General features: G+C 56.7%; 10 protein-coding genes. 3 read left to right on the top strand and 7 right to left on the bottom strand.

Translation table 11 applies throughout. From position 1 onward, the window contains the following. Positions 1-2 precede the first annotated feature (2 nt). The 3 genes from LX98_RS08405 to LX98_RS08395 form a co-directional block, all read right to left on the bottom strand. Positions 3-3,224: a PASTA domain-containing protein gene (locus tag LX98_RS08405; protein ID WP_496428474.1), complete on the bottom strand. Its 3,222-nt coding sequence runs from the start codon at positions 3,222-3,224 to the stop codon at positions 3-5. A gap of 300 nt (positions 3,225-3,524) precedes the next feature. Beyond that, the gene (locus LX98_RS08400; RefSeq protein ID WP_496428473.1) at positions 3,525-7,334 is read right to left on the bottom strand and encodes a PASTA domain-containing protein; all 3,810 of its coding nucleotides are present in this window, start codon (positions 7,332-7,334) and stop codon (positions 3,525-3,527) included. Between the two features lie 111 nt (positions 7,335-7,445). Beyond that, positions 7,446-12,302 carry a PASTA domain-containing protein gene (locus LX98_RS08395; RefSeq protein WP_496428472.1) on the bottom strand — a complete coding sequence of 1,619 codons (4,857 nt, stop codon included), beginning with the start codon at positions 12,300-12,302 and terminating at the stop codon, positions 7,446-7,448. Between the two features lie 416 nt (positions 12,303-12,718). On the opposite strand from LX98_RS08395, the gene LX98_RS08390 reads away from it, so the two are divergent. Beyond that, positions 12,719-13,396 carry a DUF3386 family protein gene (locus LX98_RS08390; RefSeq protein ID WP_496428471.1) on the top strand — a complete coding sequence of 226 codons (678 nt, stop codon included), beginning with the start codon at positions 12,719-12,721 and terminating at the stop codon, positions 13,394-13,396. 148 nt (positions 13,397-13,544) lie between these two features. On the opposite strand, the gene LX98_RS08385 is transcribed toward LX98_RS08390, so the two are convergent. The 4 genes from LX98_RS08385 to LX98_RS08370 form a co-directional block, all read right to left on the bottom strand. Then, on the bottom strand, positions 13,545-14,279 hold the full coding sequence (locus tag LX98_RS08385; protein ID WP_496428470.1) for a TPM domain-containing protein: 735 nt from the start codon (positions 14,277-14,279) through the stop codon (positions 13,545-13,547). After that, the gene (locus tag LX98_RS08380) at positions 14,276-15,040 is read right to left on the bottom strand and encodes a hypothetical protein (RefSeq protein WP_496428469.1); all 765 of its coding nucleotides are present in this window, start codon (positions 15,038-15,040) and stop codon (positions 14,276-14,278) included. The genes LX98_RS08385 and LX98_RS08380 overlap by 4 nt, the downstream gene beginning before the upstream one ends. Positions 15,041-15,098: 58 nt before the next feature. Then, a complete protein-coding gene (locus LX98_RS08375) occupies positions 15,099-16,373 on the bottom strand; it encodes an FAD-dependent monooxygenase (RefSeq protein ID WP_496428468.1) in 1,275 nt (424 codons plus the stop codon). A gap of 116 nt (positions 16,374-16,489) precedes the next feature. Beyond that, positions 16,490-16,867 (bottom strand): hypothetical protein, encoded by a 378-nt coding sequence (locus tag LX98_RS08370; RefSeq protein WP_442433425.1) that lies wholly within the window; start codon positions 16,865-16,867, stop codon positions 16,490-16,492. A 303-nt stretch (positions 16,868-17,170) separates the two neighbouring features. Between LX98_RS08370 and LX98_RS08365 the strand changes: the two genes are divergently transcribed. Next, positions 17,171-17,824, top strand: a complete 654-nt coding sequence (locus LX98_RS08365; RefSeq protein ID WP_496428467.1) for a YajG family lipoprotein — start codon at positions 17,171-17,173, stop codon at positions 17,822-17,824. A 226-nt stretch (positions 17,825-18,050) separates the two neighbouring features. Next, entirely contained in the window at positions 18,051-19,052 is a 1,002-nt protein-coding gene (locus LX98_RS08360; RefSeq protein ID WP_496428466.1) for an HD domain-containing phosphohydrolase, read from the top strand. Positions 19,053-19,066: the final 14 nt, after the last annotated feature.

Raw genomic sequence — 19,066 nt, 5'->3', positions numbered from 1 at the left:
GCCTATTGAATCTCCCAGTCGGAGGGAGCAGAGCCAGGGAACCCCACGCTTGAAACCGACGCCCCATTCATCAGCCAGACGGCCACAGTCCCGCTCCGCCCATTTCGCCAGATGACATCCGATTTGCCATCGCCATTGATATCACCGACTTGAGAAATCTGCCATGCTAGGGGTACTCCGCCAGGAAAACCGGGGGCGGCAATGGTGGTCCCATTCATCAACCAAATCGCGGTACTGCCGTCCGTCGTATTGCGCCAGACCAGATCGGCTTTGCCATCCCCATTCACATCGCCGACACCGGCAATCTCAAATGCCGTGGAGGCACTGCCGGGAAAACCGACTCCCGTGATACCTAATCCGTTCATCAGCCACACGGCTACGGTCCCACTAGTCCCGTTGCGCCAGATGACATCCGCCTTACTATCCCCATTCACATCGCCCACACCCGCGATTTGCCAGCCCACCGGCACACCCCCCGGAAAACCAGGAGCAGCGATTTTCGTGCCGTTCATCAGCCAGATGGCGGTACTGCCATCGGTCCTGTTGCGCCAGACCAGGTCGGCTTTTCCATCGCCGTTGACATCGCCCACACCGGAAATCTCAAACGCCAGCGACGCGCTTCCGGGAAAACCCACGGACGTTACCGACACTCCATTCATCAGCCACACGGCTACGGTGCCACTTGTACCATTGCGCCAGATGACATCCCCCTTACCGTCTCCATTCACATCGCCCACACCCGCAATCCGCCAGGCTGCGGGCACCCCGCCCGGGAATCCTGTAGCGGCGATTGTCGTGCCGTTCATCAACCAGATGGCCGTGCTGCCATCTTGGGTGTTTTGCCAGATCAGATCGGTCGTGCCGGACGCATCCAGATCGGCCAAAGCCGGAGTACCTGTACCCGTATTCGTATTCAAGGGTGGCACCAACGTCAAGGCCGTCGTGACAAAAAAGTCCGGGCCCGAAAGCGCAATGGCTTTTCTGGCCTTCGTGGTTCGATGGATCTGCTCAAACAAAATATTCTTGGTAAATCCAGAGGTCACCTTATGTTGCCCGGAGAGATGATACAGGAGGTCAGGCGACGACCCTACCCCTATGGTTTCACTCTCGCGGAAATTCGGTTGCCCCGCTACGGCACCGGCCGAGACATTCAAAAATTCCGTCGTGGCCCCCGTCGTTTTATTGACCGTATAAATCCGGGCCGGAGCCACAGCCCCACCGGATGGTCGGTTATCCGTTATTGCATAAAGCGTCCCGGCCGCATCAAACGCCAGGTCCATGAAGTTTCCAAACAGTTTGGCCTTTTGCGTGGCGACGCCGGTCGTCGGATTGATCGTGACTAACCGCCGGAGAGTATTCACCTCGGAGGTCACCACGAGTAACCCCCACAGCTGGTTGGTTCCGGGCTCCGTGGCCAGACCCCGTCCTCCTTCTAAGGATTCCCCTGTCGATAAGGACAGGCGGATCGTGGCCAGCGTGGCCCCGGTGCTGGGATTGAGCCGATACAGATTCGGCGGAGTCCCCGCTTGTTTGGCAAGTGTCAGCTCTTCTACGGAATACAAGTTGGACCCGACATAAGCCAAGCCATGAGTACGGTGTGTGAGATCTCCAATTTTGGACACCACCCCATCAGTACGAAGGCGATAGAGGCTATTCACCAGCGGCCCGGTCTTGGGATCATTTTGCACCCCCATGAGCAGAACCGGTGGACCGGAGGAGATGACCAAACCGACGCCACTACCTGGTGAAACATTCGTCCCCGCTGTGGGGTTTTGACTGATCACATTTCCCGAAGCCACCGTGTCGCTAAAAACTGACGTCACGTTCCCCACCGTCAAGCCTACACCCGCAATGGCAGCTTGTGCCGCAGCTTGCGATTTGTTGACCACATTGGGCACGGCCGTTCCCACCGATACTACTAGCGCGACCGCACTGCCTGGGGCCACATTAGACCCCGCTGTCGGATTTTGACTGATGACGTTTCCGATAGCCACCGTCTGACTGTTGGCCGATGTCACCGTCCCAACTTTCAGCCCTGCCGTGCTCAGAGCTGTTTGAGCACTACCTTTCGAACTCCCGACGACATCGGGCACCTTTGCCCCAAGGGACACAACCAGGGCCACCGCACTGCCTGCCTCCACCTTTGCCCCTGCAGCCGGATTCTGACTTATGACCTTGCCCACGGCCACACTGGAACTATTAGCCGTGGTCACTCTGCCCACAGTCAGACTGGCTGAGGTAATCTCCGTTTGCGCCGCCGTTTGCGTCAAGCCCACTACATTCGGTACCACCACCCCCGAGGACACTACCAACGTCACAGCACTAGCTGGAGCCACATTGGTCCCGGCCCCCGGCGATTGACTGATGACCGTGCCGGCCGGCACCGTCGTACTGGTCGCCGTGGTCACTTTCCCCACAGTCAAACCCGAACTGGTAATGGCTGCTTCCGCCGCGGACTGCGTCAATCCGACCACATCGGGCACCTTCGCTCCCAGGGACACCACAAGCCCCACCGCACTGGCCGGAGGTACATTACTCCCCGCTGCCGGCGTTTGACTGATGACCCTTCCTGCCGGCACCGTGGCACTATTGGTGGTTGTCCCCGTCCCCACCGTGAGACCTGCTGCCGTAATGGCGGTTTCCGCTGCGGCTTTGGTCAACCCCACCAGATCCGGTACCGCGGTACCCAGGGAAATCACTAGAGTTACGGCATTACCCGGCAACACATTGGTACCCGCTGCGGGGGTTTGACTGATAACATTGCCGATGGGGACCGTGGCACTATTGGCGGTTGTCCCTGTCCCCACCCTGAGATTTGCTCCCGTAATGGCGGTTTCCGCAGCCGCCTGCGCCAACCCCACCACATTTGGCACCGTCACCCCAGATATCACGAGGTCCACTGGACTGCCCGATACCACATTGATCCCGGCCGCCGGGTCCTGACTAATCACTTCGCCGATGGGCACCGTGGCACTATTGACGGGCGTCACAACCCCCACAGACAATTCCGAGCTAATAATCGCGGCCTCTGCTGTTGCTTGTGGGCTTCCGACCACATCGGGGACCTCTACGGCACCTGCCGTTGCAGGTAAACCACAGATGAGAAATAGCAGACACACAAGAAAGCCGAACTGCAAAAGGATCGAGGCATGATCTTTTTGCGATTTCTGACAGGTGAAATTCAACATCGTTTCGTTTTGATACAGAACTTTCATAAGGTTCATATCGTTGACTCCATTCAGCAAGAATCAGCTGCCCAGTCCACGGCGCCCCAGGCTCGCCTGGTTACACCCGCTACCTACGCCCCTGACCCATGGATTGCCGTTGCTTTTTTCGGTGAAATGAAAGAAAAGGGCTTCGTTATCTCTGCAATGGGGGAGGATTGGTCGTGTTGGAAATCAGATGGGTGAAAAATTTCTGATCAGAAACACGGAAAAAATAAAACTCACTATAACATGAGAGGGTTGACGCGTTCCATCCTTAGCAGGTTGGCCTGCCGGTCCCCATCCGACCGGAATTATTATCTACTGAATCTCCCAGACTGAGGAAGCCGAACCGGGGAAACCCACGGTCGAAATTGACAACCCATTCATCAGCCAGACGGCCACTGTTCCACTCGGGCCATTGCGCCAAATGACATCCGCCTTGCCATCCCCATTCACATCACCGACTTGAGAAATTTTCCACGCTAAGGGTACCCCGCCAGGAAAACCGGGGGAAGCAATGGTGGTCCCATTCATTAACCAGATGGCCGTGCTGCCATCACTCTGGTTGCGCCAGACCAGGTCGGCTTTGCCATCCCCATTCACATCGCCCACGCCAGCAATCTCAAATGCTGTCGATGCACTACCGGGAAAGCCGACCCCCGTGATAGTTAACCCGTTCATCAGCCACACGGCTACGGTCCCGGTGGTATTGCGCCAGATGATATCGGCTTTGCCATCGCCGTTCACATCGCCCACTCCCGCAATTTGCCAGGCCAAGGACAATCCGCCAGGAAAACCGGAAGAAGCAATGGTGGTCCCATTCATCAGCCAGATCGCGGTGCTGCCATCAGTCTGGTTGCGCCAAACCAGGTCGGCTTTGCCATCTCCATTCACATCGCCCACGCCAGCAATCTCAAACGCCGTTGATGTACTTCCGGGAAAACCCACGGATGTCACCGAAACCCCGTTCATTAACCACACGGCCAACGTGCCAGTGGCATTCCGCCAAACGACATCCGCCTTGCCATCGCCGTTCAGATCGCCCACGCCCGCGATCTGCCAAGCCAGGGGCACCCCGCCGGGAAAACCGGAGGCCGCGATTCTTGATCCGTTCATCAACCAGATCGCGGTGCTGCCATCAGTCGTATTCCGCCAAACCAGGTCGGTCGTACCGGACGCATCCAGATCCGCCAAGGCCGGAAGATTTGGACTCATGGGTGGCACCAACGTCAAGGCCGTCGTCACAAAAAAGTCCGGGCCCGTGATCGAAATTGCCGTTCTGGCTTTATTGATCAGATTGATCGTTTCAAACAGAATATTTTTAGTAAATCCTGACGTCACCTTATGCTGCCCGGAAAGATGATACAGCAGATCAGATGTAGTCCCCACCCCAATCGTTTCACTTTCTCGAAAGTTCGGCTGTCCGGCTACGGCCCCAGCCGAGACATCCAGAAATTCCGTCGTGGCCCCCGTCGTCTTATTCACCGTATAAATTCGGGCCGGAGCCACCCCCCCGCCGGAAACAGGTCGGTTATCCGTGATCGCATAAAGCGTCCCGGCGGCATCAAAGGCCAGATCCATAAAGTTTCCAAACAGTTTGGCCTTTTGTGTGGCCAGGCCCGTTGTCGGATTAATCGTCACTAACCGGCGGGCATTGTTCACTTCTGACGTCACGACCAGCAACCCCCACAACTGATTGGTCCCAGGTTCAGTGGCCAGCCCTCGTCCGCCCTCTAACGATTCACTCGTGGATAATGAGAGGGAGATTGTTTCCAGCGTAGCCCCGGTATCGGGATTGAGCCGATACATCTTCGGCGGGGTCCCAGACTGTTGCGCAAGGGTCAGCTCTTCCACGGAATACAGATTGGCCCCCACAAAGGCCAAGCCATGCGTGCGATGCGTCAGATCTGCGATTTTGGTCACCACCCCATCGGTGCGAAGCCGGTAGAGGCTATTCACCAGCGGCCCGGTCTTGGGATCATTTTGCACACCCATAAGAAAAGCCGGCGGTCCGGAGGAAATCTCTAGAGCCACCCCACTGCCCGGATCCACATTCGTCCCCGCCGTCGGATTTTGACTAATCACGGTTCCGAGGGGAACGGTGTCGCTAAAAACTGCCGTCACCGTCCCCACCGTCAGGCCCGCCGTGATCAAAGCCGTTTGAGCAACACTCTGCGTCAAGCCCACGACATCGGGTACCTGAGCCCCTAGCGATACCACCAGGGCCACCGCACTCCCAGGCGCCACATTGCTTCCCGCTGTTGGATTTTGACTGATGACCGCGCCAATCGCCACGGTTGGACTCGTGGCGGTCGTCACCGTCCCCACCGTCAAGCCCGCCGTGGTAATCGCGGATTGCGCCGCCGCCTGCGACAAGCCCACGACATTCGGCACTGCGGCGCCCAGGGAAACGACAAGGTTCACTGCACTGCCCGCCGTTACGCTCGTGCCTGACGCGGGAGTTTGACTGATAACTCTCCCAATGGGCACCGACTGACTATTTGCCGAAGTCACCGTGCCCACTGTCAAACCGGCCGTGGTAATCGCCGTTTGGGCGGCCGCCTGGGTTAAGCCGACCACATTCGGCACCACCGGCCCCAGCGACACCACCAACGCGACGGCACTACCTGGCGCCACATTGGTCCCGGCCCCTGGATTCTGACTGATGACTTTTCCTGCGGAGACTGTCGCACTAGCCGCAGTCGTCACAGCCCCCACTGTTAATCCGACATTGGTAATTGCCGTCTGGGCGGCAGCTTGCGCCAAGCCCACGACATTCGGCACCGCAGTGCCCAGGGAAACGACAAGGTTCACCGCACTGCCCGCTGTTACACTCGTGCCTGGTGCGGGAGTTTGACTAATGACTCTCCCAATGGGCACCGACTGACTATTTGCCGAGGTCACCGTGCCCAATGTCAGGCCGGCCGTGGTAATCGCCGTTTGGGCGGCCGCCTGGGTTAAGCCGACCACATTCGGCACCGCCGGCCCCGTCGATACCACCAGGTTCACCGCACTGCCTGGCGCTACATTGCTCCCGGCCCCTGGATTCTGACTGATGACATTTCCTGTCGGGACCGATGGATGACTGGCTGGCGTGATGGCTCCTACCGTCAAACCGGCATTGGTAATCGCCGTTTGCGCAGCCGACTGGGTCAAGCCCACCACATTCGGCACTGCGGTTCCCAGGGACACCACGAAAGCCACGGCACTGCCTGGCTCCACATTGCCCCCTGCCACGGGGTTCTGACTGATGACGATCCCGATAGGCACGGTCGCACTATTCGCTGATGTTACCGTCCCCACCGTGAGACCCGCATTATTAATGGCGGTTTGGGCATTGCCCTGCGTGATCCCCACGACATCCGGCACCGATGCGCCCAGGGACACCACCAAGGCTACGGTACTGCCCGCCGCCACATTGGTTCCCGCCGTCGGATTCTGACTGATGACGTTTCCAATAGGCACGGTCGTACTATTCGCAGACGACACCGTCCCCACTGCAAGGTTGGCACTGGTAATCGCCGATTGCGCCGTGCCTTGGGGCAACCCCACGACATTTGGCACCGCAATACCCAGAGAGACCACAAAGGCCACCGCATTATCCTGAAAAACATTGGTCCCCGCCGCCGGATTCTGACTGATGACGTTTCCAATAGGCACGGTCGCACTATTCGCTGACGTCACCGTCCCTACCGTAAGACTCGCATCTGTAATAGCGTTTTGGGCCGCCGCCTGTGCCAATCCCACCACATTCGGCACCGCCACTCCGGAAATCACGAGGTTCACCGGACTGCCCGGTACCACATTGATCCCAGCTGCCGGATCTTGGTTGACGACGTGGCCAAGGGGCACACCACCATCAATGACCGCCGTCACAACTCCCACAGTAAGACCGACGTCTATAATGTCTGATTCTGCTGTAGCCTGTGGGCTCCCGATAACATTTGGAACTTCTATGGCTCTTGCTGTTGCTGGAAAGATAAAATTGAGGAAAACGAGGCTTACGAGAACCAGCAGCCAAAGAAAGATCAACTTGTGACCTCTTGGCAACTTCTGGTGGGTTAGATTCAACCCGTTCAGGTGCTGAACCTTCATCACATCCCCGGAGGACTCGGTCGTGGAAGACACTACGTGGCCGAAAGATACCTGATTATGAGCATAAGAGAAATGAAATGTAAGCTAAACTGTCTAAAGTATGAGAAACTATGCCTATAAGCCAATCAGCTCGAAATATCCCTGCTACTGAATTTCCCAATCGGAGGGGGCGGAACCCGGGAAGCCTACGGTCGAGATTGATAACCCGTTCATCAACCAGACCGCCACTATGGCACTTTTATCATTGCGCCAGATGACATCGGCATTACCATCTCCGTTCACGTCGCCGACTTGAGAAATTTGCCACGCAACGGGCACGCCTCCCGGAAAGCCGGCCGTCGTAATGACGGTCCCATTCATTAACCAAATTGCGGTACTGCCATTACCCTGATTGCGCCAGATCAAGTCCGCCTTTCCATCGCCGTTCACATCGCCCACGCCGGCCATATCAAAAGCGGTTGGGGCGACTCCGACAAAGCCTACGTCGGTCACCGACAACCCGTTCATCAGCCACATAGCTACTCCCCCACTGGTGCCATTGCGCCAAATGACATCTGCTCTACCATCCCCATTGACATCCCCCACACCCTCGATTTGCCAGGCAAGGGGCACTCCGCCCGGAAAACCGGAGGCGGCGATTGTCGTTCCGTTCATCAACCAGATCGCGGTACTGCCATCAGTGATGTTACGCCAGACCAGGTCGGCTTTACCATCACCGTTCACATCGCCCACGCCGGCAATCTCGAACGCCGTCGATGTGCTTCCCGGAAAGCCCACGGCCGTCACCGTCACCCCGTTCATCAGCCACACGGCCACCGTGCCGCTGGTATTGCGCCAGATGACATCCGCCTTGCCATCGCCGTTCACATCGCCTACGCCCGCGATCTGCCAAACCTTCGGCACCCCGCCCGGGAAGCCGGAGGCGGCAATTGTCGTTCCGTTCATCAACCAGATCGCGGTACTGCCATCACTCTGGTTGCGCCAGATGAGATCAGCCGTGCCCGACGCATCCAGATCTCCTAATGCCGGAGGACTCGTAGGTGGCACCATAGTCAAGGCCGTCGTCACAAAAAAATCCGGGCCGGTTAGGGCCATCGCCGTTCTGGCTTTTGTGGTCCGATGAATCGTTTCAAACAGGATATTCTTGGTAAATCCTGGGGTTACCTTATGCTGACCGGAGAGATGATACAATAGGTCGGAAGAAGACCCCATCCCAATCGTTTCACTTTCTCGAAAATTCGGTTGTCCCGCCACGGCACCCGTCGAGACATCCAGAAATTCCGTCGTGGCTCCTGTCGACTTATTCACCTTATAAATCCTGGCCGGAAACACCTTCGCCCCCCCAGGCACCGTTCGGTTGTCCGTGATCGCATAAAGCGTCCCGGATGCATCAAAGGCCAGGTCCATAAAGTTTCCAAACAGTTTGGCCTTTTGGGTAGCCACTCCCGTCGTCGGATTAATCGTGACTAACCGCCGGGCACTGTTGACTTCGGACGTCACCACAAGCAACCCCCAAAGCAGATTTGTCCCGGGTTCCGTGGCCAACCCTCGCCCGCCTTCTAACGATTCGCCCGTCGATAACGACAAAGGGATTCTGGCCAACGAGGCCCCGCTTTCCGGATTCAGCCGATACAAATTCGGCGAAGCTCCAGATTGTGAAGAAAGAGACAGTTCCTCAACGGAATACAACGTGTTCCCGACAAATGCCAAGCCATGCGTGCGATGCGTCAGATCTCCAATTTTGTTTACGACCCCATCGGTGCGAAGGCGGTAGAGGCTATTCACCAGGGGCCCGGTCCTGGGATCATTTTGCACCCCCATCAGAAAAACCGGTGGTCCTGACGAAATAACCAAGGCTACCGAACTGCCCGGAGCCACATTGGTCCCTGCGCCCGGCTTTTGACCAATAACGTCGCCAATTGGCACCCTGGCACTAATGGTTGTCGTCACTATCCCCACTGTCAGACCGGCCGCGGCCAGGGCCTTTTGAGCATTAATCTGCGACAAGCCCACCACATTCGGCACTGCGGCTCCAAGAGATATGATCAGGTCCACTGCACTGCCCGGAGCCACATTGTCCCCAGCCGACGGGGTTTGACTGATAACCGCACCAATGTCCACGGTCGCACTATTCACTGTCGTTACGTTCCCCACCGTCAAACCCGCACTGGTGATGGCGGTTTGCGCCGCGGCCTGCGTCAAGCCCTCCACATTCGGCACTGCGGCTCCAAGGGATACGACAAGGTTCACCGCACTGCCTGCCGCCACCTTGCTTCCTGGCTGGGGAGTTTGACTGATAACTCTGCCACTGGAGACTGTCTGACTGTTGGTTGAGGTCACTGTGCCCAACCTCAATCCTGCTCTGGTAATTGCAGTTTGCGCCGCGGCCTGGGTTAGGCCTACGACATTCGGCACCGCCGGGCCCGTCGACACCACCAGGTTCACCGCATTACCCGCCGCCACACTCGCCCCGGCCTCCGGCGTTTGACTGATGACCCGCCCCGAGGCCACCGACGCATGACTGCTATTCGTGATGGTCCCGACCTTCAGCCCCGCCTTGGTGACCGCAGCCTGCGCCGCGGCCTGCGTATTCCCCACCACATTCGGTACCGTGACCGGCGCCGGGCCCGTCGATACCACCAGGTTCACCGCACTGCCCGCCGCCACACTCGCCCCGGCCCCTGGTGTTTGACTGATGACCCGCCCCGCAGCCACCGACGCATGACTGCTATTCGTGATGGTCCCGACCTTCAGCCCCGCCTTGGTGACCGCAGCCTGCGCCGCGGCCTGCGTATTCCCCACCACATTCGGTACCGTGACCGGCGCGGGGCCCGTCGATACCACCAGGTTCACCGCACTGCCCGCCGCCACACTCGCCCCGGCCCCTGGTGTTTGACTGATGACCCGCCCCGCAGCCACCGACGCATGACTGCTATTCGTGATGGTCCCGACCTTCAGCCCCGCCTTGGTGACCGCAGCCTCCGCCGCGGCCTGCGTATTCCCCACCACATTCGGTACCGTGACCGGCGCCGGGCCCGTCGATACCACCAGGGTCACCGCACTGCCCGCCGCCACACTCGCCCCGGCCCCTGGTGTTTGACTGATGACCCGCCCCGCGGCCACCGACGCATGACTGCTGTTCGTGATGGTCCCGACCTTCAGCCCCGCCTTGGTGACCGCAGCCTGCGCCGCGGCCTGCGTATTCCCCACCACATTCGGTACCGTGACCGGCGCGGGGCCCGTCGATACCACCAGGTTCACCGCACTGCCCGCCGCCACACTCGCCCCGGCCCCTGGTGTTTGACTGATGACCCGCCCCGAGGCCACCGACGCATGACTGCTATTCGTGATGGTCCCGACCTTCAGCCCCGCCTTGGTGACCGCAGCCTGCGCCGCGGCCTGCGTATTCCCCACCACATTCGGTACCGTGACCGGCGCGGGGCCCGTCGATACCACCAGGTTCACCGCACTGCCCGCCGCCACACTCGCCCCGGCCCCTGGTGTTTGACTGATGACCCGCCCCGCAGCCACCGACGCATGACTGCTATTCGTGATGGTCCCGACCTTCAGCCCCGCTTTGGTGACCGCAGCCTGCGCCGCGGTCTGCGTATTCCCCACCACATTCGGTACCGTGACCGGCGCGGGGCCCGTCGATACCACCAGGTTCACCGCACTGCCCGCCGCCACACTCGCCCCGCCTCCCGGCGTTTGACTGATGACACTTCCCGAAGGCACCGAGGCATGGTTGGCAGACGTGATGGACCCCACGATCAAGCCCGCCCCCACAATAGCCGACTCCGCCGCCGCCTGCGTGTTTCCCACCACATTCGGCACGGTGACCGGCGCCGGGCCCGTCGAGACCACCAGGTTCACCGCACTGCCCGCCGCCACACTCGCCCCGCCTCCCGGCGTTTGACTGATGACACTTCCCGAAGGCACCGAGGCATGGTTGGCAGACGTGATGGACCCCACGGTCAAGCCCGCCCCCACAATAGCCGACTCCGCCGCCGCCTGCGTGTTTCCCACCACATTCGGCACGGTGACCGGCGCCGGGCCCGTCGAGACCACCAGGTTCACCGCACTGCCCGCCGCCGCACTCGCCCCGCCTCCCGGCGTTTGACTGATGACACTTCCCGAAGGCACCGAGGCATGGTTGGCAGACGTGATGGACCCCACGATCAAGCCCGCCCCCACAATAGCCGACTCCGCCGCCGCCTGCGTGTTTCCCACCACATTCGGCACGGTGACCGGCGCCGGGCCCGTCGAGACCACCAGGTTCACCGCACTGCCCGCCGCCGCACTCGCCCCGCCTCCCGGCGTTTGACTGATGACACTTCCCGAAGGCACCGAGGCATGGTTGGCAGACGTGATGGACCCCACGGTCAAGCCCGCCCCCACAATAGCCGACTCCGCCGCCGCCTGCGTGTTTCCCACCACATTCGGCACGGTGACCGGCGCCGGGCCCGTCGAGACCACCAGGTTCACCGCACTGCCCGCCGCCGCACTCGCCCCGCCTCCCGGCGTTTGACTGATGACACTTCCCGAAGGCACCGAGGCATGGTTGGCAGACGTGATGGACCCAACGGTCAAGCCCGCCCCCACAATAGCCGACTCCGCCGCCGCCTGCGTGTTTCCCACCACATTCGGCACGGTGACCGGCGCCGGGCCCGTCGAGACCACCAGGTTCACCGCACTGCCCGCCGCCGCACTCGCCCCGCCTCCCGGCGTTTGACTGATGACACTTCCCGAAGGCACCGAGGCATGGTTGGCAGACGTGATGGACCCAACGGTCAAGCCCGCCCCCACAATAGCCGACTCCGCCGCCGCCTGACTCAACCCAACCACATCGGGGACATCTTCAGCCCAGACTGTCGGCAAGGCGAAGGTGGGTAACAACATACCCACCACAATCATGACCTTAAAAAGATGTATCAGCCAACCATGGCTTTCACTTTGTTTGAGTTTCCGGACATCATTTAGCTGTTGCTCTGCGGCGTTCATGCGCAATGCCTCTTGGGGGTGGAAGCAAGCGAAACATCTTTGTTAAGGGATGAAAACACGGACATCCTTGCCCGGAATTCTCCCCTCAGATAAAAAATTATGGACGCAGCCTAGCCGAACACCCCTCTCATTTCAATGTACCTTTATTTCCCCATTTTTAGGCTTTTATCTACACCTGGCGAAAGAGTTAAACCTTTAGCAAAGATGAGATTCTGACAGAGAGATTGTGAAAAAATTAATTGTTGATCCGGCAAAATTTCCCATACAACCAATGCGACTGAGGACTTCAAAAGTCCTCTGGACCTTGCTCCATCTGAACGGTTGTCCCCCTCTCCTGAGATCCTTATAATGATCTTCAGTGTTCACTCAATCAGTCTGATCACATACCCGACATGACAGGAAAAGGAGCCGACGACATGGAAAAGAATACAGAAGAAAAACCAACCACCGAGGTCCAGGATGATCCAAAAGCCCGTGAGCTGTTACAAGCCGCCTTTGCCAAAACCGCCCGATGGCAACCAGACTTCAAAGGCTTTCAGGCCGACCTCCGCATTAATGTGAACGGAAAGGAAACCAAAGGGGCCGTGACCGTAAAAGGGCCGCGGGATGTGACGGTGGTCATCGATGATACGGAATTACAAACGTGGGCCCAAAACCAGATTGGAATGATTGCCGTGCATCGGGGACCCAGAACGTTCGAGGAATCAGACGGGAAACATACCCTGACTCTAGGGGGAGAAGAACAGCACCCTTTAGGTCAACGGATCACCATTCATGGAGATGGAATGGGTTCCTGGTACCGGGTGAAAGACAACCGCATTACCCAAATCAATCGAAACATGCCACAGGCGGCTTTTACCATCAACGTAGAAGATAGTGCAGTCACCCAAGATCAACATTTTCTCACCACCCGATATACGGTCTATTATTTTTCTCCCAAAGACCGGTCACTGAAAAATGTCGACAGTTTTTTGGATACACATATCAGGATAGGCAACTCAGACCTTCCGGCGACCCGAAGGATTATTTCTTATGAAAACGGGGAAATCGTCGTGAGATCCCTCACGTTTGAAAATCACAAAATGCTGTCATAACGCACAACCCCAGGCCAACCTGAAGTTGGCCTGGGGTTGGTGGATTTTTTTTGGCGATGGGTCTTCCCATCCCTGCTTTCGAAGTGAAAAGATTTTTTAGAGAACGTGTGAAAATTCTGCAGAGATCGCGAGGTTCAGTCCAGCTCCTTCAACGTAAACCCTGGCCTCCCGTTCCTCCGCCAAATCCCCCAAAGTTTCCTCCAAATCCCCCCTGCCCTGTTCCCCAATATTCTCCATTTTTCCAGCGGGGAAACGGATGACGCCGTTCGGGTCGGGTGAACCGCCATAGCGCATAAAACATCAGCACCACCACCGCGATATTCATCCAAAAAGCGGCCGATCGCTGAGGCTTTGGTTTGTCCTTCTGAATAGTAGCCCGCGCAGCCAGTGTGGAAAGGGATACGGCAGACCGATAGATATTGATCCCATACTCTCCAGACCGAAACATCGGACGCAAATGCTTGAGAGAAATCTCATCCAACTGTTGCGGAGTCACGACCGACAAAAGGTTCTTCCCGACGACCACCACCGCTTGGCGTTCTTTGACAGCCACCAGTAACAGGATGCCACGCTCCTGTTGCGCCGTCCCAATCCGCCAGGCTTCATAGAGGCGGGAGGCATACTCCTGGGCATGGGAAAGAGGGCTGATACTCGGAAGGGTCACCACCAGCATTTCAACACCGGAAGAGGATTCAAGATCTTTGCACACTGATCGAATTTGTTTGTGCCATTCCTCATCGAGCAGGTGGGCATAATCACTCACATACCCCAGCGGGGTTGGGAGGTTTTGTTCCTTGGGAGTCATCCCCATTGAGTGTGCAGAGAAAGCCAGCACAAACACCAGAATGAACGGACCGACAAACCCTCTGCTAGACCTAGTCATACGCGGCTTTCCTGACGAACGGCCTGAACCCGTTTACACAAACCCTCCACAGTCTGAAGATACCGCTCATACACCTTGGACCATTCAAGAGAACCCGGACTATTCATGCCTCGCTTCATCTGCAGTATTTCGAGGAGGACCGTCGGGTCAAACTGCAAGGCATGGGGAAGGCATTCAAGAATCTGGACGTCTTTTCCCTTTGAGGATTGGCCGATGATCCACAGAATACCTCGCACACAAGGGAGAACGGAGGTAATGGAAAGCATGAGCAAAGCTCGGATCGCTTCGGCTCGTCCTTCTCCTTCGACAAACCGTTGCCGCATCCGAAACACATTCGCCAGGAGTTCATGCTCACATTGCCATCCCAACTGCTGACGATCAACGTGCCCTGCGCCGAACGGGTCTTTGCCTGCCAAGCGCACATGATGCTCTTGCATTTGAAAATATTCCAACGGGAACAGTTCACGTGATTGGGACAAGTCCTCCTGAGTCATCATCAGCGGCGCGACGATTTGGTGTTTACCCCATTTGCGATGTAATTGTCCTGCACGCTGGAGCCCGCTCACCGATAATGCCCTGACCAACACCAAAAAATTGAAATTGGATCGGCCGGCAATAAAGTCTCCCCGGGCCGCGCTGCCATACAGAAGAAGGCCTTCTAAATCAGCGCCCCAATCCTTCTGAAGCTGTGTTAAAAATTGTTCGAGTGTTTCCCGCAGGTCTTCGGGAAGTTCGAGTGACGGCAACATTGATATCGGCATAGGATACGAGCCAAATATTGGAAAAAGGATGAGTGACGAAGATGGACTCTAACGTTAATTAGGCAGACCGTGCATGATCGGGAATCTGATGGGCCCGGGGATCCGGTAACAAGCCCGCAGCTTGAAACCGATCCATCCAACCAAAGGGTGAGGTGGTTCGCAGCCCGGCTGTGGCGGTCAATACTTGATATTGCAAACGCGGATTTTTATCCATCGTTGAGAAGACGCGGTCTCTCAACATTCCCAGGAAAGGATTTCCGGTATTCCAGAAAAAGACCTCTTCATCAGCCAGACGTTGCAGCATGGTGACCTGGGGACGCCGTTGCGTTTCAAATGCCTTAAGATTCGATGCCGACCAATTTCCCGTTCGATAGCAATCATCAAGAACCTCCGCGAGGGTGACCGCGTCTACCATCGCTTGCATCCGTCCCTGGGAGGCATGCGGATTCATCCCATGGGCGGCATCACCCATGACCACCGCCCCATCCTGAACCCAGGTTTTCGCCCGGACTCTTCCGGTTCCCATATAGGCTGTCTGATTCCAATCCTGTAAGGAGTCAAAGACCGGGGCAAGTTCCGGCGCAATCGTTTTCCATTTTTCCCGAAGGGCCGGTACCCCATCGGCCTTGACCTGATTCAGGGAATCCGACGAAACCATATAAAAGGCATAGACCTTTTGACCGGCAGCGGGGAAAATACCCAGAATAGATTTTTTCCCCACATAATACTGCGCTTCCTCCAGGGATGTTGGTGATTCCAACATGGCCACAAGATAACTGTCGAGATACCGGTGAAGCGCGGTGGGAATGCCAAGGGCTCCCCGAACCTCCGAAAACGGTCCGTCTGCGCCAACCACCACCTGAGCCCCAATCGTAACCTGGCTGCCCCCAATGTCCGCCTTGACGCCTGTGATACCTTTGCCATTCCGGACCAGAGAACGAAAGCATGCCCCATACCGAAGGCCCTCTGGGTTCTCCCGCTTCAGAGCGTCGAGAATGGTGTGATGCACGACATGAGGCCACATCACTAAAGCCCGATTGAATGGCGGGGGCAACATCGCATAGTCAATGGTACAGAGGCGCGTTCCTCCACTTCGACGGAAATGAAAGAATCTGACCGGTTTATAGGCATGAACCGGCAACTGCTCTAATAACCCAAGCCGCTGAAGGATTTCCTGCCCATTGGGTTGAAGTATTTCCCCCCGCAAGCCCTGTGGGGGCCCCGCAGCCTGTTCCAGAACGATATTGGCAATCCCTTTCCGGGCTAAGAGAAGTCCCAGGACCGCTCCCCCGCCACCGGCGCCTATAATCAGAACCTGTGTCTGTAGATCCATCGCTAATACCCTACGAATAAACATTCGCCACCTACCGGGACACCCGGGCGAGCGGGAAGCTGAAATTCACATATTCGGATCTCCGAAACCACCATCCCGCGGCGGGAATGCAGAGATCAGGTTTCCGAGAAAATGGACTGAAAGTGATCGTCAGACTCTTCCCAGGCTGGGGGATAGGTACTCGACAACCATTGCCGAAGATACAATTTCTGCTCTGATGACAACATGCTTTTGATTTGGTGGGTCCGTCCTTGAAGGGGCTGAAGAAATCCAACCCCTTTCTCGGGATCTAACGTGGCCGTTCGAACATACACCGTCGTATAGACCAGAGGCTTGGTTTCATCGCCATCCCCTTGGAGCCAGACGGAAATATATTTATCCATCTGTAAGCCCGAACTATCCAGGGCCGGGTCCGTGTCATGAAACAACTCGTTTTCGGTCTGCTCCAGGGGCACCGCCCCTTCTGCTCGAAACAAAAAATTATGCTTCCACATGAAGAATTTCCTTTGGATTAACAATCAAACCAGGTATGATAGTGTCAAGCGGTTTACGACAATGTCAAGATAGATCAGGCCATCATCATCAAGTGGCTGTGTGCCGGAATCATTCATACAGGCTCTTCACGGAAAATCAACACAAGACTAGATTAAATCCTGCGGTTTTATTATTCTTACGCTGTCTACTATTAGGATGGATGTGTGGCCTCGACACAGTAGGGTATCGGCAGCAACATCCCTCTCCCGTCACAGCACAGACGATCATCTGATATCCACTTTCTATACATGGAGGTTCCACGAGTGAAGACACAAGCCAACTGGTTTATCATGGTGTTCATTGTCAGCCTGGGAGTTGTCGGATGTCAGGGGTCGGGGCAGACGGTGAATTTTAATCCTCATGCCTTCCCGTCCACCATGAAGGCCACGACCAACCCTCACGAAGATCTGACCATTGTGGTTGAACCGTTTCAGGATAAACGAGCGCAGAAAACTCGTCTGGGTTCCCGCACACATTTTTGGGGAGGTGCGACGCATTTTAATGTCTGGAATGGAAACCTCGGTGAAGGCATGGCGGACCTTGCTCTGGAATACCTTCAACAGGAGGGATGGCAGGCCTCGCGGGCGACAACGTCTGAAGCCCCCGCAGGAAGTGCTCCGGCCGATGTCACCCTGACAGGCGATATTTTGGTCATGGAGGCGAATGCGAAAACCGGCTTCGGCTTTACGGATATTGAGGTCAAAATACGTGTGGCCTTTGAAGCGAAAAATGCGGTGGATGGCAGCACCGTCCGGATGGTGCTCGGTGCGAATGGAACCGACAGCGTCGTCACATTCGATCCCAAGGATGTGGAGGAGCTCACCAATCACGTCGCCAAAGACTTGTTCAACCAATTATTTCTAGATCTGACAGTCAAAGATCGGGCGTTTCAAATAAAATCAGATAGATTATTATAAGATGACAGATCTTTTGCCCTATCTCCCGTTGTGCCCTCTTCACATGCTACGGAGAACGACCCATCATTGTCCCCAGGAGGTGAATCGCTACTAACCATCATGCAAGCCTCGACGGAGAAGGAACGGTTTCCGACTTCATCCTCAGAAGCGAACGCTCACGGTCTCATGGACTATTTATTTTTTTTACTGTCTTCATGGGTCGCTTCACTTGGAAAAGGAGTCGTTGATGGAAACTACTGGTACCGAACCCTCTGTCCCTCAGGCGAATATTTTAATTGTGGAGGACGAGGAAGGCCCGCGCGAGGCATTAAAGGTTATTCTTTCTCCCTATTTCAATCTCTTTACGGTTGATCGGGCCGAAATCGCGCATCAAATTCTTAAAACCCATCCCATTGATCTCGTCACCCTCGATTTAAAACTCCCTGATCTGTCGGGAAACGACCTCCTTTCCCAGATTCGAAAAGACGGGAAGGATGTCGATATCATCATCATCACCGGATATGGCACACTCCAATCTGCCATTGAAGCCATCCGCCACGGAGTGGCCGCCTATATCCTCAAGCCGTTCAATGTGTCCGAGTTGCTCGACACCATCAATAAAACGCTCGAGCGACGCCGCCGATATTCATCCCTGCAATCAGCGCTTCAGGCATTTGGAAACCTCTGGGCTTCAGGGATCGATGTCGAATCCGCCCTGGCCAATATTAAAACCCTCCTGGCCGCCAAACATCCTGAGCTGGTCCAACATGGCAGCCGGGTAAATTTTTATGCGGCTCTGCTCATTGAACATCTCCAGTTAACCCCGGAGGAGCAGACGGCCATACAACTCGGGGCTTACCTTCATGACATCGGAAAAATCGGTCTTCATGATCACCTCATTGCCGGGTTGCATTCCCCGACGGAACAAGACCAGGAACTTCTCAAATGCCATCCCACGATCGGAGGGAAAATGATGAAGGGTCTCCCATTTCACCCCTACGTCGAACAGATCATCCGCCATCACCATGAAAAATATGATGGGTCCGGGTATCCGGATGGCTTGATCGGTGAGCACATTCCCTTATCGGCACGCATTGTCGGCCTGGCCAATATTTTCGACCATTTTGTGACCGGCTATGGACCCCGAACGGCGATGCCCGTACCGGAAGCCCGGGAAAAAATTCGTCAGGAAGCGGGGAAAAGCGTCGATCCGAATCTGGCTGATTTGTTTGCGAAAGTTGTCTGGTAGCGATATCCAAAGCT

The organism is Nitrospira marina, assembly GCF_059568365.1.
The sequence above is the reverse complement of the archived record's forward strand: the minus strand, read 5'-3'. Positions and strand labels throughout refer to the sequence as shown.